Consider the following 22,221-nt stretch of genomic DNA (forward strand, 5'->3'; position numbering starts at 1 on the left):
TATGCACGCAGACGCTTTCTCTCCCAAGGATTCATGACCGAATTTTCCCAACTGGGCCTTTCGCCCACGACCCTTCAGGCCGTCGCCGACACCGGCTACACGACCGCTACGCCCATTCAGGAACAGGCGATCCCCGTCGCCCTCGCCGGACGTGATGTTCTCGGCATCGCCCAGACCGGCACCGGCAAGACCGCCGCCTTCACCCTGCCCCTGGTCGACCGCCTATCCACTGGCCGCGCCCGCGCCCGCATGCCGCGCGCCATCGTCCTGGCGCCGACGCGCGAACTGGCTGACCAGGTCGCCGAGAGCTTCGCCAAATACGCCAAGGGCACCAAACTGAGCTGGGTGCTGCTGATCGGCGGCGTCTCCATGGGCGACCAGGTCGCGGCGCTGAACAAGGGCGTCGACGTCCTGATCGCCACGCCCGGCCGCCTGCTGGATCTGTTCGAACGCGGCAAGATGCTGCTGACCGGCGTCGAGATCATGGTCGTCGATGAAGCCGACCGCATGCTGGACATGGGCTTCATCCCCGACATCGAGCGCATTTTCAAACTGACGCCGCCTCGTCGTCAGACCCTGTTCTTCTCGGCCACCATGCCGCCGGAGATCACGCGCCTGACGACCGCCTTCCTCAAGGATCCGACCCGGATCGAGGCCTCGCGTCCGGCTATGACCGCCGACACCATCACCCAATACATCGTCCGCATCCCGACCTCGGACCCCAAGGCCAAGCGGACCGCCCTGCGCGCCCTGGTCGGCCGTGAGGACGTGCGTAACGGCATCGTCTTCTGCAATCGCAAATCCGAAGTCGATATCGTCGCCAAGTCGCTGAAGACCCACGGCTTCGACGCCGCGCCGATCCATGGCGACCTGGATCAGTCGCACCGGATGAAGACCCTGGCGGACTTCCGCTCGGGCGCACTGAAGATTCTGGTCGCCTCCGATGTCGCCGCGCGCGGCCTGGATATCCCGGACGTCAGCCACGTCTTCAACTACGACGTCTCGCACCACGCCGACGACTACGTCCACCGCATCGGCCGCACCGGCCGCGCCGGCAAGCTGGGCCAAGCCTTCATGATCGTTACCCCGACCGACGACAAGTCGCTGGATAAGGTGCTGAAGCTGATCAAGAAGGATCCGGAAGAGCTGGTTCTGGACGGCATCGATTTCGCCGCCATCAAGGACGGCCCACGCCGCGACGACAAACGCTCGGGCGAACGCGGTCGCAGCCGGTCGCGCACCAGCAGCGCGCCCACCCCGTCCGCCGAGCCTGTCGACATCGCCCCCGTCACCGCCGCGTCTTCGTCTGAAGAGGCCGAAGCGCCGCGCAGCCGCAGCCGCCGCAAGGCCCGCCCCGAGACTCCGGTCGAAATTGCGACTCCCATCGCCGCCGCGGTCGAGGCGGAGGCGACCATCGAACCCGTCGAGACGGCTCGCACCCCACGTCCCGACCGTGCAGATCGTGAGCCGCATCTGCTGCAATCCGATCGCCGCGGTGACCGCAAGGCTGACAAGGGCGACACTCAGCGTCAGGGCGTACGTGGCTTCGGCGACGACATCCCTGCCTTCCTGCGTCGGCCCGTCGTTATCCGCGCCTGATTTCGTACACAACGGCGCGGTGAAACGCCGCGTCGTTTACCCTGCATTACGGAACATCCCGTAGTGTGCGCCCCGATACAGCTCCAGAACAGGAGCTCAGGGGAACAAGAATGTCGAAAAAGGTCGAGACGGCGCTAAGAGCTCCTCAAGCCTATGCTTTGGCGCGCAACGTCATCGGCGAAATGGAAAAAGCCGGCGTCTGGCCGACTCCGCTGAACTTCGAGCTTTGGCTGCATTACATCAGCGACCCCGACGGTCCCCTGGCCCAGGAAATCCGCCGTCTTCTGGCGCAGTCCGCGGTCATCACTGACAAGACGTCCGAAATGTTGGCCGCCGAGTTCCTGCCTCGCGGTCGCCTGCCGGATCAGATCCGCGACGTCGGCGCCGTGCTGGACCGCGAACTGGCCAGCGTCGCCAGCGCCATCGCAATGGCGCACAAGACCCAGCATGACTATGGCGAGACCCTCGCCGACGCCTCTCAGTGCATGGAAACCGTCGACGATCCGTCTTCGCTGAAGGATCTGGTCGGCGGCCTTTCGACCGCGACCAACCGGGTGCGCCGCGAAACGGCGATCCTCGAAAAGCGTCTGGAAAAGTCCAACAAGGAAGTCATCCGTCTGCGTGAAAACCTGGAACAGGTGCGCCGTGACGCCATGACCGACGCGCTGACCAATCTGGCCAACCGCAAGGCCTTTGATGAACGGCTTGAGGCCGCCTGCGCCGAGGATGACGGCGCGCCGCTCAGCCTGGCCATCCTGGACATCGACCATTTCAAACGGTTCAACGACACCTGGGGCCACCAGACCGGCGATCAGGTGCTGCGCTATGTCTCCACCGTCCTGTCCAACATCTGCGGCAAGACTCGATTCGCCGCCCGGTTCGGCGGCGAAGAGTTCGCCATCATCTTCCCCGGTGAAGGCGCGGGCGTCGTGATGGCGGCGCTGGAGAGCATCCGCAACGACGTGGCTTCACGCGCGCTGCGCCGTCGCTCGACCAACGACGACCTAGGCTCAGTCACGGTCTCTGCCGGCTTCGCCCAGCGTCGAAAGGGCGAAACCGCCGCCAGCCTGCTGGAACGCGCCGATGCCGCTCTGTACGAATCCAAGCGTGCGGGTCGAAACTGCGTCACGCCCGCTTCGTCGCTCGAAAAAGCGGCTTAGGGTCTGACAAGGCCAAGCTTTCTGCCATAGTCGTCCCATGCGCAGCTTCGCCTTCAATGTCGCCTACTGGACCCTGTCGATCGGCTATGGGCTGACCGCCGCCTTCGCCGCGCTAGCGCCCGGTCGCGGCCCGGCGAGTTGGGTCATCCGCCGCTATGTGAAGCGCATGGTTCAGGCCATGGCGATTTTCGCCGGCATCAAGCTGGACGTTCGCGGCAAGGACCGGTTGCCCGCGGGCGCCTTCATCATCGCCTCAAAACATCAAAGCTGGGGCGACGGCTTTGCGACCTACGATCAGTTCGACGACATCGCCTTCGTCACCGGCGACCACCTGGAAAAGTTTCCCCTGCTGGGCGGCGTGCTGAAGAAACTGGGCGCCATCGTCGTCAACTCCTGCGGCGGCCACGAAGCCCGCAAGGCCCTGGCCATGCGCGCCGCCGAGGCCCGCGCCGAGAACCGCAAGATCCTGATCTATCCCGAGGGGCACCTCGCGCCCGTCGGCAAGAAGTTCAAATATCGCTCCGGCGTCTGGCACATGTACCGCGACTTCGAAGTGCCGGTCGTGCCGCTCGCCACCAACCTCGGCCTCTTCTGGCCCGAGGAAAAGTACGAGAAGCACCCCGGCACGGCGACGCTGGAGTTCCTCGATCCGATCCCCGTCGGCCTTCCTAAGGACGAGTTCCTGGCTCGCCTCGAAGCCGTGATCGAAACCCGCACCGCCGAACTCGTCGCTCAAGCCACGGGTCAACCCGTGACGCCGGCTGTGCTGATCGACACACCGATCAAATAGGTTTGCGGACAGCGAACTCGCGAAAAAAGGCCGGAGCGAGATCGCTCCGGCCTTCGTCATTTTAGGATTTTTTCGTCGGCTCAGGCGGCGCCGTCGGCCTTTTTCTTGGAGGCTTCCGAGTAGATCAGCAGGGGCTGAGCCTTGCCGTCGATGACTTCCGCATTGACCACCACCTCTTCGACGCCTTCGAAGGTCGGCAGTTCGAACATGGTCTCGAGAAGGATGCCTTCCAGGATCGAGCGCAGGCCGCGCGCCCCGGTCTTGCGCGTGATGGCCTTCTTGGCGACAGCGATCAGGGCGTCGTCGGTGAAGGTTAGTTCGACGTTCTCCATCTCGAACAGACGCTTGTACTGTTTGACCAGGGCGTTCTTCGGCTCGGTCAGGATGGTGACCAGCGCCGTCTCGTCCAGATCTTCCAGCGTCGCCAGCACGGGCAGACGGCCGATGAATTCGGGGATCAGGCCGAACCGCATCAGATCGTCAGGCTCGACACCCTTCAGGATGTCGCCCGTGCGACGTTCATCAATCTCCTTGACCTGGGCGCCAAAGCCGATCGAAGCCCCTGCCCCGCGCGCCGAGATGACCTTCTCCAACCCAGCGAAGGCGCCGCCGACGATGAACAGGATGTTGGCCGTGTCGACCTGCAGGAACTCTTGCTGCGGATGCTTGCGACCGCCTTGCGGCGGCACGGAGGCGACGGTGCCTTCCATGATCTTCAGCAGGGCCTGCTGCACGCCTTCGCCTGACACGTCGCGGGTGATCGACGGGTTGTCCGACTTGCGCGAAATCTTGTCGATTTCGTCGATGTAGACGATGCCGCGCTGGGCCCGCTCGACGTTGTAGTCCGACGCCTGCAGCAGCTTCAGGATGATGTTCTCGACATCCTCGCCCACATAGCCGGCCTCGGTCAGGGTCGTGGCGTCGGCCATGGTGAAGGGCACGTCGATGATGCGCGCCAGCGTCTGGGCCAGCAGCGTCTTGCCCGAGCCGGTCGGCCCGATCAGCATGATGTTCGACTTGGCCAGTTCGACATCGTTGTTCTTTGTCGCGTGGTTCAAGCGCTTGTAGTGGTTGTGGACGGCGACCGAGAGCACCTTCTTGGCGTGCGCCTGGCCGATGACATAGTCGTCCAACACGTCGCGGATTTCCTTGGGCGTGGGCACGCCGTCGGTCGTCTTCTTGAAGCCGATCTTGTGCTCTTCGCGGATGATGTCCATGCACAGTTCGACGCATTCATCGCAGATGAAGACGGTCGGGCCCGCGATGAGCTTGCGGACCTCGTGCTGGCTCTTTCCGCAGAACGAGCAGTAGAGGGTGCTTTTGGCGTCGGTGCCGGCTGCTTTGGTCATAGACCCTTATCTCACTCCCGCGGGGCGGACCGAAATGGCCCGAAACGCGCTTCCCTCACATTGATTCCAGCACTCTGGATGCGAAGGTCTTCAAAAAATGACAATCACCCATCACACGTTCCGGAACAACCCCGAAGGCGGCAAGGGATTGTTGCAGTGCGTGGATGGATCAGTGTCGACGGGGATCAAGGCGAATGTCTGACATGGGTATTGTGCAGGAAATACGCCAGTCCACGGCGAATGGACCTGCCATCGTCGCCTTCGATTTCGACGGCACGCTGACGATTCGGGACAGCTTTACCGAGTTCCTGCGCTGGCGCGCCGGTCCGGGCGCCTGGGCCCTGGGGTTGGTCAAGCTGGCTCCGGCGCTCGCCGCCTATGCCAAGGATCGCGACCGGGGCCGGATCAAAGCGGCCTCAGTAAAGGAGTTCCTGCTTGGTGTGAGCCGCCAGACACTGGAAGCGGAAGCCGCAGCCTTCGCCGAAGAGATCTGGCCGCGGTTCATGCGACCCGACGCGCTTGAGGTGTGGAACGACTGGGGCGAACGCGGCGCGCACCGCGTCATCGTGACCGCGTCTCCTACGACGACGGTCGCGCCGTTCGCCCGCAAGCTCGGGGCCGAGGCCCTGCTGGGCACCGAGTTCGTCTTCGACGCCAACGATCGAATCACCGGCGACTTCGCCGGCCCCAACTGTCGGGGTGAGGAGAAGGTGTGGCGGCTGAAGGCGGCCTATGGCGAGAACATGACCCTGACTGCCGCCTATGGCGACACCTCGGGCGATACCGAAATGCTGGCGATGGCCCAGCAGCCGGGTTTCCGGGTCTTCCGTCAGAAGCCCTGAGGCTCAGTTCCCGTCGGCGTCCACATCGAACACCATCGCCTTGCCGCGCGAGGCCGGATCCCAGCCGGCTTCGATCGCCGAGGCGATAGCGGTGCGGACAGCGTCGACGTTGACGCGCTGCTTCTCCACATCCGGTCGTCCGTTGGGCCGAAGCGGCGGCGGAAATTGGACGATGGCTTCACGCTTGAAGTCCGCGTGGCGAAGGGACACAGCCATGCCCTCCCAGACGTTGCCGCCCTTGGGCTGAGGTTGGCGACGAAGCTCCCAGACGTAGCTTTCGCCATCGACATCGACCGTGCCGCTTTGATCTCGTGTAAACTGCATGGCGGTCCCGATAGCACAAAATGAAAAGGGCGCGCCGCAACGGGCGCGCCCTTTCGTCTTTCGACAGCTGTCTTAGTTGCCGGGCGTCTTCACGCCGTCGGCATCAGCCTGCTCGCGGCGATCGTAAACATGGTCCACGATGCCCCAGGCCTTGGCTTCCTCGGCCGACATGAAGTGGTCGCGATCCAGGGTCTTTTCGACCTCCTCATATGTCCGACCGGTGTGGTGGACGTAAATCTCGTTCAGACGACGCTTGGTGTAACGGATGTCGGCGGCATGCAGTTCGATGTCCGACGCCTGACCCCGGAACCCGCCCGAGGGCTGGTGCACCATGACCCGCGCATTCGGCAGGGCGATACGTTGGCCAGCGGCGCCCGCCGTCAGAATCAGCGAGCCAGCCGACGCCGCCATACCCATAACCACGGTCGAAACCGGGCTCTTGATGTATTGCATCGTATCGTAGATCGCGAGCGCCGAGGTCACCTGACCGCCAGGGCTGTTGATATACATGCTGATCTCCTTCTTCGGGTTCTCCGATTCAAGGAACAGCAGCTGGGCGCAGATCAGCGACGCCATACCGTCCTCGAATGGTCCCGTCAGGAAGATGATCCGCTCGCGCAGCAGACGCGAGAAGATGTCGAAGGAGCGCTCGCCGCGGCTGGATTGCTCGACCACCATGGGGACGAGGTTCATGTTCATGAGTTCGATGGGGTCGCGCATTTAGCCTTCTCGTAATGTGGCCTCGTTCGGGCCTTCTGCGACTCACGTGTCGCACTGTCTGTCACGAGATATCGCGTTGCTAACGCCACCGCGCAAGGCGCAGCAGTGCTATTCCTCATCCAAGGATCGTCGACGTCGCAAGCCATCCGCCAACGATCGTTCCATGTCGTCCTTTTGCGACGCAAAGTTTGCGGCATTGGCGTCGCTATCATAGAGGGCGCTCAGATAGCTGTGATCCCATTCGGTCATGCCATGAAGTGCGGCGCCGGGCGCAAAAAGATTGAGCACGGTATCGTGCGCCGTAAAATCTGCTTGAGGGTCAATCTGCGCCAGAGCGACCATCGCGATGTAGTCGGCCAAGCTTGACGCGGGTATCTGGGCTGTCTGCGTGACATCGATGACGATGATCACCCACGCCATGTCGTAGCGTACGTTCGCACGCAGTCGCGTAACGACACGGTCTGCAACCACTGGCGGGCCTTCCCCATCCAATGCGATTGCAAGCTTGCCGGTATCATCACTGACCGGCATCGCCACATGCCACCAACGAACAGCCGCATCGGAATTTTGAAAGCGGCGCAGCGCCGACCGGCCCAAATCCGTTCCGCTATCGCCCGGATGGAAGGTTCGAAAATCATCTCGAACCAATCCCTGCGCTGTAAGGTCAGCGGCGTCCGTCGCGACAATGATGATATTCGCGCGACACGCCCCATCACCGACGCGAACGCGCAGCGATCTCGCTTCGTCTCGAACGCGATCTGAGATGATCGACGACAAGCCCCGTTCAAGATTGACCACAGCGGGGCAGATCGCCTGGTTCCAGCGCGCGAGCGTCGCCTGCGGAAACGGCGCCGAAACGGCGGCGACGAATGCCTTGGCCTGCGTCTCAACAGGCGTGCTCTGCACTACGATATCGGGCAGAACGACCGGGGAGGGATCTGACGATGACTGGGGAAGGACCAACGCCGCGGCAGCAGCCAAAGTCACCAGACCAGTCATCGCCAATCCCCCTGAAAACGATCAGCCTTCGTCGTCCTCCTTCAGCAGCTCATCCTTGGTGATCGGCTTGTCGGTCACGTCGGCGACGCCCACGATCAGGTCGACGACCTTCTCTTCGTAGATGGGCGCGCGCATCTGGGCAGCGGCGTTCGGGTTCTGGCGGTAGAAGTTCAGGACGGCCTGTTCCTGGCCCGGATAGTTGCGGGCTTCCTGCAGGATGGCGGCGTTCAGTTCCTGGTCGGTGACCTGGACGTTGTTGGCGCGACCGATTTCGGCCAGCACCAGGCCCAGACGCACACGGCGTTCGGCGATCTTGCGGTATTCAGCCTTCAGATCTTCTTCCGACTTGGCGGCGTCTTCTTCCGGCAGACGACCAGCGGTCTTGTCAGCCTCGACCTGCTGCCAGATGCCGTCGAACTCGGCGTCCACCATCTTCGGCGGCAGCGGGAAGTCGTGGGCCTCATCCAGCTGGTCCAGCAGGGCGCGCTTCAGCTTGAAACGGGCAGCGCCGGCGTACTGCTGGTCCAGGTTGGACTTCAGCAGTTCCTTCAGCTTTTCCAGCGACTCCAGACCGATGCGGGTGGCGAAATCGTCGTCGATCTTGGATTCGGCTTCCGCCTTGATGGCCTTCACCTTGACGTCGAAGGTGGCCTTCTTGCCGGCCAGATGAGTGGCTTGATAGTTCTCGGGGAAGGTGACTTCGATGGTCTTCTCTTCGCCGACCTTGGCGCCCGTCAGTTGCTCTTCGAAACCGGGGATGAAGCGGCCCGAGCCGATCACCAGGTCCGCGTCCTCGGCGGCGCCGCCTTCGAAGGGCTCGCCGTCCAGCTTGCCCAGGAAGTCGATCGTCAGCTGGTCGCCCTCGGCGGCCTTGACGGACTTGCCCTTCTTGTCTTCGTAGGTCTTGGCCTGACCGGCCAGTTCCGTCAGGGCCTCGTCCAGATCGGCGTCAGACGCTTCGTAGGTCGGGCGCTCCAGCTTCAGGGTCTTGGGATCGACCGGCTTGAAGTCCGGCATGATTTCCAGCGACATTTCATAGGCCAGGTCTTCCTGACCGGCGATGACCTTGTCCATGTCCGAGGTCAGCTTCATCTCGGCCGGCGCCGCCGGACGAATCTTGGCTTCGTCGAGCGCCTTCTGGCTGGTTTCGTTCAGCTCGGCGTTGATGATCTCGCCCATGAACTCACGGCCGAAGGTCTTCTTGACGTGGGCGACCGGCACCTTGCCAGGACGGAAGCCCTTCAGCTTCACCTGCGGGGCGACTTCCTTGACGCGGGCTTCGAGCTTTTCATTCAGCTCCGCGACGGGAATGGTGACCGCGATCACGCGGCTGAGGCCTTCGTTCGACTTTTCGACGACTTGCATGGTCGGGATTCTGACGCTCTGGGGCGCATGAGCCATCGAGACGGCCGGCGCGGAATGGATAAGCAAGAAGGCCGCCCCGTGTGGAGCGGCGCCTCGAAGCCCGCCCTTATGTCGAGAAGGGCCCGAAAGGTCAACGCGGGCGTAGTCAGAGCCGGTGGTTTCGCGGCCTTTGCGTGGCTATGTTGACCAAATGAGCCAACCCGCCTCCCCCATCGGCGTCTTCGTCACGCCCGTCACCCCGCTTCAACAGAACTGCACGACCGTCTGGTGCACCGCCACCAACAAGGCCGCCGTGATCGATCCTGGCGGTTCGGTCGATGCAGTCCTGGGCGAGGTCACGCGGCGCGGCCTGACGCTGGATCAGATCTGGATCACCCACGGCCATCTGGATCACGCGGGCGGCGCAGCAGAAATGCAGGAAAAGACCGGCGCCCAGATCACCGGCCCTCAGAAGGCCGACCAGTTCTGGATCGACCGAATCGTGGAAAGCGGCCGGATGTACGGCCTGCCCGACGCTCGCCCCTTCACGCCCGATCGGTGGTTGGAGGATGGCGACACGGTATCGCTGGGCGAAACGACCTGGGAAGTGCGCCACTGCCCCGGCCATACGCCCGGACACATCATCTTCTTCAATCGCGCGGCGCGATTCGCTCAGGTCGGCGACGTTCTGTTCAAGGGTTCGGTCGGTCGCACCGACTTCCCGATGAGCGATCCGCCCGCACTGATCCGCTCCGTGATCGAAAAGCTCTGGCCGCTTGGCGACGACGTCACCTTTGTGCCGGGCCACGGGCCGATCTCCACCTTTGGTGAAGAGCGACGGACCAATCCGTTCGTGTCTGACGCCGCAATGCGACAGGCCCCGATCCAGCGTGAGCCGTCGGGGCCTGCCTGAGCCTGCTGATCGTGTGGCCTATCGACGCAGGATCATGCCGAGGATCACGCCGATGCCCAATGCGTAGAGCGTCGCCTTCATCGGATTGTCCTGAATGTCTTCCTGCACACGGTGGACGCGTCCGGAAATCCTCTCGCGCACCAGGCCCGCATCTTCTCTGACGGCCTGGCGGACCGAAGTGGTCTTGCCAAAGCTACGGCCCTCGCCCTCGGCGAGAATGGCGTCCGCCTGTCGGTCCAGACGCTGGGTCAGATCATCGTCCTCCAGGACGATGTCGTCGGGTGATGTCGCGCTTATCGGGGTATTGGTCATGTCAATCTCCGTGGTTCGCTGAACAAACCGGCGTTGCGACCCATGGTTCCTTTTTGAACGCGGGCGATCAGGGTGCGTTGGTTGATCGCACAAGGAGCCGCTCATGACCTATATCGAACCCACTCCGACCACGCCGCAACCCGAGATCCAGCCTGAGCCGACGCAGCAGCCGGAAACACAGCCGTCAGACACGCCTGATGAAGTTCCGCCGATGGAACCGGATGGTGGCGGCGAAGGTGATTCGCGGCCTTACGGTGCTGGGTAAAGTCATACTCACGAGCCCTTGAGGATCGCGACAGTAAAACGGAGTTCCCGACGGAACCGTCACCGAGTCACTGGGTTCACTTCAGCAAGCGCAACGGCAGCACTGAAAGGAACACGATGGACAGCCAACCCACACGCCCCTCCGGCGTTTCCAAGCGAGGTTTCGCCTCCATGGATCCCGAACGTCAGCGCGAAATCGCGCGCAAAGGGGGCGCCAGCGTCCCCAGCGAAAAACGCAGCTTCTCCCAAGACCGCAGCCTCGCCGCACAGGCGGGCCGCAAGGGTGGAGAAGCGTCGCACGGAACCAAGAAAGACGCGGACGCCGCCGACGGGCAATAGTCGGCGGAACTCGATACAAACAAGGGCGGCCCATCGATCGATGCGCCGCCCTTTTTCTTGCCCGCGATCAGCCGCGCATTCGGCTCAGGCGCGCAGGACCGCCAAGGCGACGCTCGGCGCCGGAGAGGTATCGATGCGGACGACCGTCCAGCCGGAGGCGGCCGCCATGGCTTGGATCGATTCAGGCGTGAACTTGCGCGAGCTTTCGGTGTGGATCGTCTCGCCGGTCATGAAGCGGAATGTCCGATCTCCGACGTGCGCGGTCGTCGGGGCAATCGCTTGGAGATGCATTTCCATGCGCGAGGCGTCCGGGTTCCACACGGCGCGGTGAACAAAGGCGTCCACATCGAAATCAGCATCCAACTCGTGATTGGCGCGGATCAGAACATTGCGATTGAAGGCCGCCGTGACGCCCTGGCTGTCGTCATAGGCGGCGACCAGGATCGCAGGGTCTTTGACCAGATCGACGCCCAGAATGAACAACGCCCCCTCGCCCAGCATCCGACGCGCCGCCGCCAGGAATTGCTCGGCCTCTTCCGGTTGCAGATTGCCGATGGTCGAGCCGGGGAAGAAGCCGATCCGTCGCCCCGACGGAAGATCGTCGGGCAGCGGGGCCAGATGTTCGAAGTCGCCCAGAACCGGCTGCACGCGCAGGTTTGGATAATCAGCACGGACGCGAATGGCGGCGTCCATCAGAGCACTCTCGCTGATGTCGAGCGGAACGTAGGCGCCGAGGTCGGTGGCGGCGTCCAACAAAATCCGCGTCTTCTCGCTGGCGCCGGATCCGAACTCGACCAGTACGGCGTCGGGGCCGAAGTCGTCCGTAAGCTCCGCCGCGCGGTCGCGCAACAGCGCCATTTCCTGCCGGGTCGGATAGTATTCGGGCAGCACGGTGATGTCTTCGAACAGACGTGACCCGTCCGCGTCATAGAACCACTTCGGCGGCACGGCCTTTTGCGCACGCGACAGCCCTTCGATCATATCCTTTCGAAAGGCGGCGGTTTGGGCGTCGTCCGCTGCGGCGTCTCGCGCCACGGTCCGATCTTCAGCCAGTCTCAAACCCATGAAGGCCCACCTCTGTTGGGGATAGAAGAAGTTGCGATAGGTAATGCGGTCATGGCCCGGCGGCGTGGCGAAAGATCCGCCCCGCAGCACCATCTGATTGGCCATGAACTTGCCGTTGTACTCGGCGGCGGTGCCCGGCGTCGGCTGAAAACCGGGATAGGGCGCATAGGCGCTGGACGTCCACTGCCACACTTCGCCAGCCAGGTTCGAGAACGCATCAGGCGAAGAGGCGGCGGCATGTTCCCATTCCGCCTCGGACGGCAGCCGCTTGCCGGCCCAACGGGCATAGGCGTCGGCCTCGTAAAAGCTGATGTGGCGAACCGGAGCGGCAGGATCGACAATTGTACGCCCCGTCAGACCCATCACGGTCCAGGCGCCATTAGCCAAACGCCAATACAGCGGCGCGGTCCAGCCCTCAGCCTTGACCGTCGCCCAGCCGTCCGACAGCCACAGGTCGGAACGCGAATAGCCGCCATCCTGGATGAAGGCGATCCAGTCCCCGTTCGTCACCAGGTCCCCAGCCAGAGCGAACGGCTCCAGCCACACACGGTGCGCCGGCCCCTCATTGTCGAAGGCGAAGCCCGATTGGTCGTGGCCGATCGTCACCAGACCGCCGTCGAACGCCACCGTTCCACCGCGCGTGATCTGGAGCGTCTCGGCTCTGGGCTCGATCTCATAGGCGGCGGGGTCGAGCGGAGAGCGCGACATCAGGTTCAGCATATCCATCAGGAAAAGCTCCTGATGCTGCTGGTCGTGGTGCAGCCCCAGCTCGAACAGATAGCGTTGATGGCCGCTGGTCTCGCCCTGCGCCAACCAGGCGACCATGCGGCGGTCAATCTCTCGGCGATAGGCCAGGACCTCATCGACGGAGGGGCGAGTCATCAGCCCGCGCTGGTCCCGCCTGACCCGCTCGCCCAAAGCCTCATAGTAGGAGTTGAACAGCTGCTGAAAACGCGGATCGACGGGCTGGTATCCGGGATCGGACGACAGGATCATCGCCTCGAAAAACCAGCTGGTGTGCGCCAGATGCCATTTCCCTGGGCTGCAATCCGCCATCGACTGAGCTGACAGATCCTCGGCAGACAAACCTTCAGCCAGAGCGATCATGCGCGCGCGAACGGCCTTGAACCGCGCCACGTCTGACGCAACCCGCGGGTCGGGCTCGGAGCGCGCATTCATGTCAGCTGTCCCGTCCGACACCAGCCCCAGCGCCTTGTCAGTGCCGAACAAACGCACCAACAAGGCCAAGGTTCCCAAGCACTTGGCGTTCGGGATCACACATCAGCGCATCGGGCGGCCGCCATGTTTGGCGTATTCCAACCGCGCGATGGTGCGATTATGGACCTCGTCCGGGCCGTCGGCGATGCGCAAGGTGCGGACACCCGCGTAAAGCTCGGCCAGGGGCGTGTCGCCCGAGACCCCGGCGCCGCCGAACGCCTGAATGGCGTCGTCGATGATCTGCAAAGCCATCTTCGGCGCGGCGACCTTGATCTGCGCGATTTCGGAGCGGGCGTTCTTTGCTCCCGCCTGATCCATCATCCAGGCGGCCTTCAGCACCAGCAGGCGGCACATCTCGATGTTGGTGCGCGCCTCCGCGACGCGCTGTTCCCAGACCGAATGCTCGGCCAACTGCTTCTTGAACGCCGTCCGGTTCAGCAGCCGCGTCACCATCAGCTCCAGCGCCCGCTCGGCGGCACCGATGGTGCGCATGCAGTGGTGAATACGGCCCGGACCAAGCCGACCTTGGGCGATCTCGAAGCCCCTGCCCTCGCCCGCGATCAGGTTCTCGACCGGCACGCGGACGTTCTCCAGCACGACCTCGGCGTGGCCGATCGGCTTTTCGTCATAGCCGAACACCGACAGCATCCGCTCGACGCGGAAGCCAGGCGTGTCGGCCGGCACGATGATCTGCGACTGCTGGGCGTGGGATGCGGCGTCAGGATCCGTCTTGCCCATGACAATGGTCACGGCCAGATTCGGATGGCCCATATTGGTCGACCACCATTTGCGGCCGTTAATGACATAGTGGTCGCCGTCGCGCTCGATCCGGGTCTGGATGTTGGTGGCGTCGGACGAGGCGACCTCAGGCTCGGTCATCAGGAAGGCCGAACGGATTTCGCCGGCCATCAGGGGCTTCAGCCAGCGCGCCTGCTGCTCGGCATTTCCGTACATATGGAGCACCTCCATATTGCCGGTGTCGGGGGCGTTGCAGTTGAACACCTCGGCCGACCACAGATGCCGCCCCATCATCTCGGCCAGTGGCGCGTATTCCAGATTGGTCAGACCCGCCCCGTGTTCGCCGGGCAGGAACATATTCCAAAGTCCGGCTTCCTTCGCGGCCGCCTTCATCGTCTCCATGACCGGCGGCTGACGGTTCGAATCCTCGCGGACCTGTGCGAAATATTCGGCTTCGCGCGGGATGACCTGCTCGTCCAGGAAGCGACGGACGCGGGCGTGCCAATCCAGGGCGCGGTCGGAATGTTTGAAGTCCATGTCGTTTCCTCTTTCCCGTTCGCGTCTCTGCCGGACGCTCGATACGAAAACGGCGCGGTCCGTTGTCGGGAGCCGCGCCGCCATAGCTGGTCGTTCAGACCGGCATCAGCGCTTCAGCAGCGGAGCCAGTTTCTGGGCGATCATCATGTCGCCGGCGATCTTCAGCTTGCCCTGCATGAAGGCCATCATCGGGTCCAGCTTGCCTTCCGACAGAGCCATGAAGTCATCCCACTTCATCGAGACGGTGGCGTCGGCGGGCTTGTCCTCGTTCGTCACCGTGTTCGGCGTGGAGGCGCCGTCGATGTAGATCTTGCCCTCGTCGCCGAGGTCGAGCTTGACGGTCTTGCCGAGGCCGGAGTTGTCGCCGACGGCGCCGCGGATGTGTTCGGTGACTTGTGCGAGATCGGGCATTGGGGGCGTCTCCCTGTTGGACGTTGTGAACTACGGGTTAGCCCGCATCGGCGGGGGCGCCAAGATCACGTCGGGGAAAGGTCTGATCACTTCTCCGGATCGCCGTCACGGAACCGCCATTTCATCACCAGCACGCCGGACGCCATCACCAGGGCGCACGCGTTGGCGACCGTGATAGGCCAAGCCTGCGTCATGACGCCATAGACGACCCACAGCACGAAACAGGTCACGGTCAGGGAGTAGGTCTTCAAGCTGACCGACGACGCGTCGCGCTCCTTCCAGATCTTGACCGCCTGGGGCGCGAAGCTGGTGATCGAGCAGATCGCAGCCGCTGAGCCGACGACATTGGCGATCAGGTCGCTCATGCCGCGATCGTCGACATGACGTTGAGGCTAAATCTGCACATGCCGCACTCTCAGCGGCCGCCCCAAGGGATGTCAGCGTCGAACGCCAGGCGGCGGCCGTCTGGCCTGGGTCACCTGTTCGAAGGCGTAACCCAGAGAAAGGATGCGCGCATCGTCCCACTTCCCGCCAAGGAAGCTGATTCCCACGGGCATTCCGCGATCAAATCCCATCGGCACGGTCAGGTGCGGATAGCCGGCGACGGCGGCCAGCTGGCTGGCCGATCCCTGCATATCGTCGTCGTCCTTGGGATCGTTGGTCCAGGCCCGTGAAGTGGTGGGCGCGATCAGGGCGATCACGCCATTCTCCCTCATCAGTCGATCGATGCCCTCCGGCCCCGCCAGTCTAAGCGAGGTTGCGCGCGCCTCCAGATAGTCAGCGTCGGTCAAATCGCCCATCGCCTGGGCGCGCTCAAAGATGTCCTGACCGAACAGCACCGTCTCGCGCGGTTCGGCGGCGTTGAAGGCGATGACGTCGGCCAGGGTGCGGGTGCGGACCTGCTGCGGGTCGGTCGAGGCCAGATAGAGGTTCAGATCGTGCTTCAGCTCATAGAGGAGCACCTTGAACTCGGCCCCGCCTATGATCCGGCCATCCGGTCCCTCGGGCAGATCGACCAGCACGGCGCCGGCATCGCGCAAGGCCTTCAGGTTCTGCTCGAAAACCGCCTGGGTTTCGGGCGAATAGCCTTTCAGGAACCGCATCACCCCGATCCGCGCACCGCGCAGCGCGTTGGCGTCCAGCCCGGCGGCGTAGTCGATCTTGCGCGCATCGGCCTCGACCGTCGCCGGATCAGCCGGATCGGACCCGGCGATGACGGTCAGCACCTTGGCCGCATCCCTGACGGTGGTCGCCATCGGCCCGGCCGTGTCCTGCGAATGGCTGATGGGCACGATGTGGGTGCGCGAGACCAGGCCCACGGTCGGTTTGAACCCGACCACGCCGTTGACCGACGCCGGGCAGGTGATCGACCCGTCCGTCTCCGTTCCGATGGCGACGGACGTCAGCCCCAGCGCCACCGCCGCCCCGCTGCCGGACGACGATCCACAGGGCGTGCGCGCGGGATCATAGGGGTTCAGCGTCTGGCCGCCGACGGCGCTCCAGCCGCTGATCGAATCCGACGAGCGGATATTGGCCCACTCCGACAGGTTGGTCTTGCCGACGATTACGGCCCCGGCGGTGCGCAGTCGCCCGACCAGCGGCGCGTCCCGTCCCGGCGCATTGTTCGCCAGCGCCAACGATCCGGCGGTGGTCGGCATGTCCGCCGTCTCGATATTGTCCTTCAGCAGGATCGGCATGCCGGAAATCGCCGACACGCCCTGACGGGGCGATCTTGCGGTCCAGACCAGCACCGAATGGGCGCTGTCGTTGGCCCGCCCCGCCGCGACCACGGCGGATGCAGAAGGATAGGCGCCCTGCCCGGTCGCGCAGCCCGCAAGGGCCAGCGCGACCGCAGCCGCCAGAATCAGTCGGCCTTGGGTTCGGCCCGCTTGCCGATCGTGCGGTCCAGGAAGTCGAGATAGGTGCGCCATTGTTGCAGTTGCCTCGGATCGCCGCGGACACCGTGCCGCTGGCCGGGATAGAGCATCATCTCGAACGGCACGCTCTTGGCCTGCAAGGCGTCGATGACGCGCGTCGCATTGCCGAAGATGACGTTGTCGTCGGCCATGCCGTGCAGCAGCAGCAGCCTCCCCGTCATGTCATCCAGTCGCGGCAGGACGTCGGTGGCGGCATAGCCTTCCGGATTGGCCTGGGGCGTGGACATATACCGTTCGGTATAGTGGGTGTCGTACAGGCTCCACTCCGTCGGCGCCGCGCCCGCCAGGGCCGAGGCCAGGTTCGCGTCCTTGTCCGTCAGGGTCAGCAGGCTGAGGAAGCCGCCGAAGCTCCAGCCCATCACCGCAATATGGTCGGGATCGACGTAAGGCAGGGTCTTCAGCCACTGCGCGGCCTGAGCCTGATCCTCGACGGCTGGAATGCCCAGGCGGCGATAGATGCTGGTCTCGAACGCCTGGGACCGGTCGCCCTCGCCGCGATTGTCCACGCGGAAGACGATGTAGCCTGCCTCGGTCAGCAACTGGTTGGTGAGGGGCTGCCAGCTCTTTTGGACGCCCGCCCCGGTGCCGGGCCCGCCATAGACCTGCATCACCACCGGATATTTCTTGGCCGGATCGAAGTCGGGCGGCGTGGTCATGCGCCAGACCAGGGTCTGGCCGTGGCTCTGCATCGTGCCGAACTCGGGCGCACGCAGTCGCGAGACGTAGGGCGCGAACGGGTGGGCGGCGTCCAGCCTGTTCTCCTCGATCCAGCGCACGCGCGTTCCGTCGATCCGGTACAGGGCCGATTGGGTCGGCGTCGCTGGATCGGAATAGTTGCCGACATAGGCCGTCGCCGGCCCGTTGACTGACACGCTCCACCAGCCGCCGCCAGGCGTCACCGCGACCGGATCGACCGTGCGGTTCAGATTGGCCCGGAACATCTGCTGCTCGATGGGCAGTTCCTTGCCGTCGCGCATCGAGGCGGTGAAATAGACCTCTCCGGTCTGCTCGTTGACGCCGTCCAGATGTTTGACCGGATAGTCGCCGCGCGTGATGGCCCGCAGGCGTCGCCCGTTGCGGTCGTACAGATACAGGTGCCGCCAGCCCGAATCCTCATTGGACCAGATGAACCGGCCGTCAGACAGGACGCGGAAGTCGTCGTTCAGATCGACCCAGGCCTGCGCCTTCTGGCTCAGGATCACGCGTGATGCGCCGGTCGTCGGATCGACGCTCAGCAGGTCCAGTGTCTTCTGGTCGCGCGACTGGCGTTGGACATACAGGGTCTTGCCGTCGCCCGACCAGTTCACCCGCGCCAGATAGATGTCGGTGTTGGATCCCAGGTCCACCTTGACCCGTCCGCCGCCCTGCAGGTCGCGCACATACAGTTCGACCACCGCATTGGGTCGCCCCGCGCGAGGATAGCGCTGCTCGACCATCGTCGCGCCGCCGCCGGTGATCTCGAAGCGCGGCACGATATCGACCGGGCTCTCGTCCACCCGCGTCATGGCGATGTAGCGCTCGTCGGGGCTCCACCAGTATCCGGTGTCGCGATCCATCTCCTCCTGGGCGATGAACTCGGCCGTGGCCCAGGTGATCAGACCCGCGCCGTCGTCGGTGATCGGCGTCTCCTTGCCGCTCGCCAGATCATAGACGACCAGATTCTGATCGCGGACATAGGAGACGTAGCTGCCCTTCGGCGACACCTTGGCGTCGATCTCGTCGGCGGGCGTCTCGGTCAGGCGGCGCACCTTGCCGTCCGCCCGGTTCGCCAGAAAGATGTCGCCTTCCAGCGGCGCCAGGATGTAGCGGCCCTGCTGGTCCCACGAATATTCGACCACGCCGCGCGCGCTGATCCGCATCCGCTCGCGCCGAGCTTTCTCGGCCTCCGACAGTTCGCCGGCGTCGGGAACCAGCGCCCGTGCATCGATCAGCTTGTAGGGTTCACCCTCACCCGTCGGCGCGGCCCACAGGTCCTGCACATCCACATTGTCCTCGCGCGAGCGCAGAAAGGCGACCAACTGGCCGTCAGGCGACAGGCTGACCCCCTTGGCCACCGGCCCGTTCAGGCTGGGGCTGGAAAACACCCGCTCGGGCGTCAGGATGTTGGAGGGCGTCTCCTGCGCAAGGGCCGAACTGGCGGACAGGAGGATGGTCGAGGCGAGAAGAAGGGTGCGCATGGGTCGGGACGCTAGCGGTGCTTCTGCAAGCCGTCACGAGGAAATGTCGTCGCCGGGTGAAAGGCTTGTCCTTCCCTGCGAGGGGTTCTCAGATTAGAGAGACGGCACGATGACAGACGCCGCCCTCTCCCCCACCCCCGTGAAAGCCAGTCCGTTTAACGAGCTGGAGGTTCTGTGGGTGCGCCACTGGACCGACAGCCTGTTCAGCTTCGGCGTCAAACGGCCCGAGGACTTCCGCTTCCGCTCGGGCGAGTTCGTGATGATCGGCCTGCCGGGCGAAGATGGCGGAAAGCCCGTCCTGCGCGCCTATTCCATCGCCAGCCCCTGCTGGGCCGAGGAGTTGGAGTTCTTCTCCATCAAGGTCGCCGACGGCCCCCTGACCTCGCGCCTGCAGAAGATACAGCCCGGCGACACCGTCCTGATGGGCAAGAAGCCGACGGGCACCCTGGTGCTGGACGCCCTGACTGGCGGCGAACGCCTGTTTCTGATCGGCACCGGCACGGGGCTGGCGCCTTGGCTCAGCGTCGCGCGCGATCCAGAGACCTATTCCCGCTTCGGCCATGTCTATGTGATCCACACGGTCCGCAGCGTCGCCGACCTCGCCTACCGCGACTTCTTCACCCGCGAGATCCACGACGACCCCCTGATTGGGGAAGAGGCGCAGGCGCAACTGACCTACTACCCCACCGTCACTCGTGAGGACTTCGAGACGCCCGGCCGCATCACCGACCGCATCAAGTCCGGCGACTTCTTCCGCGATTTGGGCCTGCCCGAAGGGTTCGACCCCGCGCGCGACCGCGCCATGCTGTGCGGCTCCATGGCCATGATCAAGGAAGCCGGCGAACTGCTGGAGACCTATGGCCTGAAGGAAGGCTCCAACGCCGAACCGGCGGACTATGTGCTGGAGCGGGCCTTCGTCGGCTGACGACTTGGCTTGGGCGGCCTGACCCGCTAACCCCACGCCCATGTCAAAGCCTGCACTTGTCGCCGTCGATCCCCGCGTCGATCCGTCCGAATGCCAGTCCATGGCCGAGGTCCGCCAAGGCGTCGACGCCCTGGACCGTGCCTTGGTCGCCCTGCTGGCCGAGCGTCAGCGCTACATGGACGCCGCCGCCCGCATCAAGCCCGACCGCGACGCCGTCTTCGACCAGGCCCGGATCGACGACGTGGTCGCCAAGGTTCTGACCTCGGCCGAGGCCCACGATCTGTCACCCGACATCGCCGAACCCGTCTGGCGCCTGCTCATCGACCGCTGCATCGCCCACGAGTTCGCGACCTACGACCGCACGCGCAGCTGAACGCGACAAGCCCGACTAGGTCTTGAGACTTCTCAGCATGAATTCGTGCCGATAGGCCGCGACATCAGCCAAGGCCGTCGCCAGCGCATCGCGCACCCGCTCAACCGCCGGCGCGGCCAGCTTCTGATCCACCGCTTCCGCCTCGGCGCAGATCGCCGCCAGGTCTCGCGCGCCGATGCCCGCTGCCGCGCCTCGGATCGTATGGACCCCGTCGCGCCAGCCCTCGACCTTGGGATCCAGCATGGCGGACCACAGGCCGGCCTGATTGACGAACAGGCCCAACACCTCCTCATTGATGGCGTCGTCCCCGCCCGTCATGCCGTTCAGCACGGCGAAATCGACGGCGCCCGTCAGATCACGCAACGCCATCAGGCCGCCGTCTCCTCACCCTTGGCAAGGCGGGAGTTCCGCGAGGACCACAGCAGATAGATCGCCACGCCGACCACGTTCCAGACCACGAAGCCGATCTGCGTCACCGGCTTCAGGCTCAGGAAGAAGACCAGGCAGCCGATCACGCTGACCGCTCCAACGACCGGCCACAGCGGCGCCTTGAACACCCGCTTGCGACCCGGCTCGCGGATGCGCAGCACGATCAGGCAAACCCCGACCGAGCAGAAGGCCGCCAGCGTCCCGGCGTTGGCCAGCGACGCCAGTTCGTCCAGCGGCAACAACCCCGCCAGAATCGCCACGACGATGGCGGTGAACACAGTCACCACCGCCGGCACGCCCCGGCTCGATACCTTGGCCAGGCGACGCGGCAGCAAGCCATCGCGCGCCATGCCCAGGAAGATGCGGCTTTGCCCGAACAGGAAGGCCAGCAGGACGGTCGGAAGCGCGATCACCGCCGCAGCGGCGATCCACTGGGCCGCCGTCCCCTGCCCCATCTGACGCAGAATCAGGGCCAGCGGCTCGGGGCTGCTGGCGAAGGTCGCGACCGGCCGCGCGCCGATGGCTGCGGCCGCGACGACCAGATATAGCGCCGTGCAGATGAGCATGGAGCCGACGATGCCGATGGCCAGGTCACGCTCAGGCTTCTTGGTCTCTTCCGCCGCCGTCGAGATGGCGTCAAAGCCGTAGAAGGCGAAGAAGATGATCGCCGCCGCCGCCATTACCCCGGTTTGGACGAAGGGCGCGCCGAAGCCGTTGGGCATGAAGGGCGTGAAATGCTCGGGCTTGAACGCCGGCAGGGCGATGGCGACGAACACCACCAAGGCCGCGATCTTGATCAGGACCAGCACCGCGTTCAGCGTCGCGCTCTCCTTGGTGCCCAGCAGAAGCAGGCCCGTCACCACCCCGATGATGGCCACGGCCGGTAGGTTGATGATGCCCCCCGCATGCGGCCCGGCGACCAGCGCCGTCGGCAGATCGATCCCCAGCCCGCTCAGGAAACCGACCGCATAGCCGGACCAGCCCACCGCCACAGCGCTGACGACCAGCGAATATTCCAAGATCAGGCTCCAACCCACGATCCAGGCGATCAACTCACCCAGCACGGCATAGGAATAGGTGTAGGCGCTGCCCGCCGTCGGCATCATGGTCGACAGCTCGGCATAGGCCAGAGCCGCGCAGGCGCAGACCAGTCCCGCGAGGCCGAAGCTGATCAACACGGCCGGGCCCGCCAACCCCGCCCCGACCCCGATCAGTGTCAGGATGCCGGTGCCGACGATAGCCCCCACACCCAGGGCCAGCAGATGCGGCCAACTCAACGTCGGCTTCAGCCGCGGTCCGTCGTGCGGCGCCATCATGGTGTCGATTGATCGACGCCGGTTCCAGAAGGCCATGATGTTCGCTCCCCCGCCGCTTGCCGCGGCTGATTCCACGGGGACCATACTCCGTCGCAGAAAGTTTGCGAAAGCGCTTGCCAACCCCCGAACCGCTGGGTAGT

General features: G+C 64.4%; 23 protein-coding genes. 9 read left to right on the forward strand and 14 right to left on the reverse strand.

The features are described 5' to 3' along the window. The first annotated feature begins 33 nt into the window (after positions 1–33). The 3 genes from GGC30_RS01445 to GGC30_RS01455 all read left to right on the forward strand — a co-directional run bounded on the left by GGC30_RS01445 (position 34) and on the right by GGC30_RS01455 (position 3,549). Positions 34–1,599, forward strand: coding sequence for a DEAD/DEAH box helicase (locus GGC30_RS01445; protein WP_153922166.1), 1,566 nt, complete (start codon positions 34–36; stop codon positions 1,597–1,599). A 110-nt stretch (positions 1,600–1,709) separates the two neighbouring features. Continuing rightward, complete coding sequence (locus GGC30_RS01450; RefSeq protein WP_055804927.1) at positions 1,710–2,759, forward strand: GGDEF domain-containing protein; 1,050 nt, start codon at positions 1,710–1,712, stop codon at positions 2,757–2,759. A gap of 37 nt (positions 2,760–2,796) precedes the next feature. After that, positions 2,797–3,549 (forward strand): 1-acyl-sn-glycerol-3-phosphate acyltransferase, encoded by a 753-nt coding sequence (locus GGC30_RS01455; RefSeq protein WP_153922169.1) that lies wholly within the window; start codon positions 2,797–2,799, stop codon positions 3,547–3,549. A gap of 80 nt (positions 3,550–3,629) precedes the next feature. Here GGC30_RS01455 and clpX read toward each other — a convergent pair whose 3' ends face one another. Beyond that, on the reverse strand, positions 3,630–4,898 hold the full coding sequence (gene clpX / locus GGC30_RS01460) for an ATP-dependent Clp protease ATP-binding subunit ClpX (protein WP_055755232.1): 1,269 nt from the start codon (positions 4,896–4,898) through the stop codon (positions 3,630–3,632). A gap of 194 nt (positions 4,899–5,092) precedes the next feature. On the opposite strand from clpX, the gene GGC30_RS01465 reads away from it, so the two are divergent. Next, positions 5,093–5,740 carry an HAD-IB family hydrolase gene (locus GGC30_RS01465; RefSeq protein ID WP_228763517.1) on the forward strand — a complete coding sequence of 216 codons (648 nt, stop codon included), beginning with the start codon at positions 5,093–5,095 and terminating at the stop codon, positions 5,738–5,740. Positions 5,741–5,743: 3 nt separating this feature from the next. Here the strand turns inward: GGC30_RS01465 and GGC30_RS01470 are convergent, their stop codons facing one another. From GGC30_RS01470 to tig, 4 genes are all read right to left on the reverse strand, one after another. Beyond that, the gene (locus tag GGC30_RS01470; RefSeq protein WP_066625462.1) at positions 5,744–6,064 is read right to left on the reverse strand and encodes a hypothetical protein; all 321 of its coding nucleotides are present in this window, start codon (positions 6,062–6,064) and stop codon (positions 5,744–5,746) included. A 72-nt stretch (positions 6,065–6,136) separates the two neighbouring features. Continuing rightward, positions 6,137–6,784 (reverse strand): ATP-dependent Clp protease proteolytic subunit, encoded by a 648-nt coding sequence (locus GGC30_RS01475; RefSeq protein ID WP_017506180.1) that lies wholly within the window; start codon positions 6,782–6,784, stop codon positions 6,137–6,139. 108 nt (positions 6,785–6,892) lie between these two features. Continuing rightward, positions 6,893–7,783 (reverse strand): hypothetical protein, encoded by an 891-nt coding sequence (locus GGC30_RS01480; protein ID WP_153922173.1) that lies wholly within the window; start codon positions 7,781–7,783, stop codon positions 6,893–6,895. A 21-nt stretch (positions 7,784–7,804) separates the two neighbouring features. Continuing rightward, entirely contained in the window at positions 7,805–9,148 is a 1,344-nt protein-coding gene (gene tig / locus GGC30_RS01485; RefSeq protein ID WP_153922175.1) for a trigger factor, read from the reverse strand. A gap of 190 nt (positions 9,149–9,338) precedes the next feature. Here tig and GGC30_RS01490 point away from each other — a divergent pair, with 190 nt between their 5' ends. Continuing rightward, positions 9,339–10,040 (forward strand): MBL fold metallo-hydrolase, encoded by a 702-nt coding sequence (locus GGC30_RS01490; RefSeq protein WP_153922179.1) that lies wholly within the window; start codon positions 9,339–9,341, stop codon positions 10,038–10,040. Positions 10,041–10,058: 18 nt separating this feature from the next. Here the strand turns inward: GGC30_RS01490 and GGC30_RS01495 are convergent, their stop codons facing one another. Next, a complete protein-coding gene (locus GGC30_RS01495) occupies positions 10,059–10,352 on the reverse strand; it encodes a hypothetical protein (protein ID WP_153922184.1) in 294 nt (97 codons plus the stop codon). Positions 10,353–10,455: 103 nt separating this feature from the next. On the opposite strand from GGC30_RS01495, the gene GGC30_RS16215 reads away from it, so the two are divergent. Continuing rightward, positions 10,456–10,617, forward strand: a complete 162-nt coding sequence (locus tag GGC30_RS16215) for a hypothetical protein (protein WP_194943499.1) — start codon at positions 10,456–10,458, stop codon at positions 10,615–10,617. A gap of 116 nt (positions 10,618–10,733) precedes the next feature. Beyond that, positions 10,734–10,955 (forward strand): general stress protein, encoded by a 222-nt coding sequence (locus GGC30_RS01500; protein ID WP_039243609.1) that lies wholly within the window; start codon positions 10,734–10,736, stop codon positions 10,953–10,955. Between the two features lie 84 nt (positions 10,956–11,039). Here GGC30_RS01500 and egtB read toward each other — a convergent pair whose 3' ends face one another. The 6 genes from egtB to GGC30_RS01530 all read right to left on the reverse strand — a co-directional run bounded on the left by egtB (position 11,040) and on the right by GGC30_RS01530 (position 19,038). Next, positions 11,040–13,199 carry an ergothioneine biosynthesis protein EgtB gene (egtB, locus tag GGC30_RS01505; RefSeq protein ID WP_153922327.1) on the reverse strand — a complete coding sequence of 720 codons (2,160 nt, stop codon included), beginning with the start codon at positions 13,197–13,199 and terminating at the stop codon, positions 11,040–11,042. A gap of 102 nt (positions 13,200–13,301) precedes the next feature. Then, positions 13,302–14,513 carry an acyl-CoA dehydrogenase family protein gene (locus GGC30_RS01510; RefSeq protein ID WP_017506190.1) on the reverse strand — a complete coding sequence of 404 codons (1,212 nt, stop codon included), beginning with the start codon at positions 14,511–14,513 and terminating at the stop codon, positions 13,302–13,304. Between the two features lie 105 nt (positions 14,514–14,618). Next, positions 14,619–14,924, reverse strand: coding sequence for an SCP2 sterol-binding domain-containing protein (locus GGC30_RS01515; protein ID WP_017506191.1), 306 nt, complete (start codon positions 14,922–14,924; stop codon positions 14,619–14,621). Positions 14,925–15,010: 86 nt separating this feature from the next. Further along, positions 15,011–15,289 (reverse strand): SemiSWEET family sugar transporter, encoded by a 279-nt coding sequence (locus GGC30_RS01520; protein WP_153922187.1) that lies wholly within the window; start codon positions 15,287–15,289, stop codon positions 15,011–15,013. A 72-nt stretch (positions 15,290–15,361) separates the two neighbouring features. Further along, entirely contained in the window at positions 15,362–16,855 is a 1,494-nt protein-coding gene (locus GGC30_RS01525) for an amidase (protein ID WP_153922190.1), read from the reverse strand. Beyond that, positions 16,789–19,038, reverse strand: a complete 2,250-nt coding sequence (locus tag GGC30_RS01530; RefSeq protein ID WP_153922193.1) for a S9 family peptidase — start codon at positions 19,036–19,038, stop codon at positions 16,789–16,791. Before GGC30_RS01530 ends, GGC30_RS01525 begins: the two co-directional genes overlap by 67 nt. A gap of 109 nt (positions 19,039–19,147) precedes the next feature. Between GGC30_RS01530 and GGC30_RS01535 the strand changes: the two genes are divergently transcribed. Both GGC30_RS01535 and GGC30_RS01540 read left to right on the forward strand, forming a co-directional pair. Next, the gene (locus tag GGC30_RS01535) at positions 19,148–19,963 is read left to right on the forward strand and encodes a ferredoxin--NADP reductase (RefSeq protein WP_153922196.1); all 816 of its coding nucleotides are present in this window, start codon (positions 19,148–19,150) and stop codon (positions 19,961–19,963) included. 40 nt (positions 19,964–20,003) lie between these two features. Further along, positions 20,004–20,336 carry a chorismate mutase gene (locus tag GGC30_RS01540; protein WP_066551644.1) on the forward strand — a complete coding sequence of 111 codons (333 nt, stop codon included), beginning with the start codon at positions 20,004–20,006 and terminating at the stop codon, positions 20,334–20,336. A gap of 15 nt (positions 20,337–20,351) precedes the next feature. Here GGC30_RS01540 and GGC30_RS01545 read toward each other — a convergent pair whose 3' ends face one another. Further along, a complete protein-coding gene (locus GGC30_RS01545) occupies positions 20,352–20,705 on the reverse strand; it encodes an Hpt domain-containing protein (protein WP_153922199.1) in 354 nt (117 codons plus the stop codon). Then, positions 20,705–22,117, reverse strand: coding sequence for an amino acid permease (locus GGC30_RS01550; protein ID WP_066551646.1), 1,413 nt, complete (start codon positions 22,115–22,117; stop codon positions 20,705–20,707). Before GGC30_RS01550 ends, GGC30_RS01545 begins: the two co-directional genes overlap by 1 nt. Positions 22,118–22,221: the final 104 nt, after the last annotated feature.

The organism is Brevundimonas sp. SPF441 (assembly GCF_009661015.1).
GTDB classification, from domain to species: Bacteria; Pseudomonadota; Alphaproteobacteria; order Caulobacterales; family Caulobacteraceae; genus Brevundimonas; species Brevundimonas vesicularis.

What these genes read in the sequence shown, in the direction of transcription:
- GGC30_RS01445 (WP_153922166.1), top strand. Translation starts at nt 34, where the DNA reads ATGACCGAATTTTCCCAACTGGGCCTTTCGCCCACGACCCTTCAGGCC.
- GGC30_RS01450 (WP_055804927.1), top strand. Translation starts at nt 1,710, where the DNA reads ATGTCGAAAAAGGTCGAGACGGCGCTAAGAGCTCCTCAAGCCTATGCT.
- GGC30_RS01455 (WP_153922169.1), top strand. Translation starts at nt 2,797, where the DNA reads ATGCGCAGCTTCGCCTTCAATGTCGCCTACTGGACCCTGTCGATCGGC.
- clpX (WP_055755232.1), bottom strand. Translation starts at nt 4,898, where the DNA reads ATGACCAAAGCAGCCGGCACCGACGCCAAAAGCACCCTCTACTGCTCG.
- GGC30_RS01465 (WP_228763517.1), top strand. Translation starts at nt 5,093, where the DNA reads ATGTCTGACATGGGTATTGTGCAGGAAATACGCCAGTCCACGGCGAAT.
- GGC30_RS01470 (WP_066625462.1), bottom strand. Translation starts at nt 6,064, where the DNA reads ATGCAGTTTACACGAGATCAAAGCGGCACGGTCGATGTCGATGGCGAA.
- GGC30_RS01475 (WP_017506180.1), bottom strand. Translation starts at nt 6,784, where the DNA reads ATGCGCGACCCCATCGAACTCATGAACATGAACCTCGTCCCCATGGTG.
- GGC30_RS01480 (WP_153922173.1), bottom strand. Translation starts at nt 7,783, where the DNA reads ATGACTGGTCTGGTGACTTTGGCTGCTGCCGCGGCGTTGGTCCTTCCC.
- tig (WP_153922175.1), bottom strand. Translation starts at nt 9,148, where the DNA reads ATGCAAGTCGTCGAAAAGTCGAACGAAGGCCTCAGCCGCGTGATCGCG.
- GGC30_RS01490 (WP_153922179.1), top strand. Translation starts at nt 9,339, where the DNA reads ATGAGCCAACCCGCCTCCCCCATCGGCGTCTTCGTCACGCCCGTCACC.
- GGC30_RS01495 (WP_153922184.1), bottom strand. Translation starts at nt 10,352, where the DNA reads ATGACCAATACCCCGATAAGCGCGACATCACCCGACGACATCGTCCTG.
- GGC30_RS16215 (WP_194943499.1), top strand. Translation starts at nt 10,456, where the DNA reads ATGACCTATATCGAACCCACTCCGACCACGCCGCAACCCGAGATCCAG.
- GGC30_RS01500 (WP_039243609.1), top strand. Translation starts at nt 10,734, where the DNA reads ATGGACAGCCAACCCACACGCCCCTCCGGCGTTTCCAAGCGAGGTTTC.
- egtB (WP_153922327.1), bottom strand. Translation starts at nt 13,199, where the DNA reads ATGAATGCGCGCTCCGAGCCCGACCCGCGGGTTGCGTCAGACGTGGCG.
- GGC30_RS01510 (WP_017506190.1), bottom strand. Translation starts at nt 14,513, where the DNA reads ATGGACTTCAAACATTCCGACCGCGCCCTGGATTGGCACGCCCGCGTC.
- GGC30_RS01515 (WP_017506191.1), bottom strand. Translation starts at nt 14,924, where the DNA reads ATGCCCGATCTCGCACAAGTCACCGAACACATCCGCGGCGCCGTCGGC.
- GGC30_RS01520 (WP_153922187.1), bottom strand. Translation starts at nt 15,289, where the DNA reads ATGAGCGACCTGATCGCCAATGTCGTCGGCTCAGCGGCTGCGATCTGC.
- GGC30_RS01525 (WP_153922190.1), bottom strand. Translation starts at nt 16,855, where the DNA reads ATGGCGCACCTATCTCGACTTCCTGGACCGCACGATCGGCAAGCGGGC.
- GGC30_RS01530 (WP_153922193.1), bottom strand. Translation starts at nt 19,038, where the DNA reads ATGCGCACCCTTCTTCTCGCCTCGACCATCCTCCTGTCCGCCAGTTCG.
- GGC30_RS01535 (WP_153922196.1), top strand. Translation starts at nt 19,148, where the DNA reads ATGACAGACGCCGCCCTCTCCCCCACCCCCGTGAAAGCCAGTCCGTTT.
- GGC30_RS01540 (WP_066551644.1), top strand. Translation starts at nt 20,004, where the DNA reads ATGTCAAAGCCTGCACTTGTCGCCGTCGATCCCCGCGTCGATCCGTCC.
- GGC30_RS01545 (WP_153922199.1), bottom strand. Translation starts at nt 20,705, where the DNA reads ATGGCGTTGCGTGATCTGACGGGCGCCGTCGATTTCGCCGTGCTGAAC.
- GGC30_RS01550 (WP_066551646.1), bottom strand. Translation starts at nt 22,117, where the DNA reads ATGGCCTTCTGGAACCGGCGTCGATCAATCGACACCATGATGGCGCCG.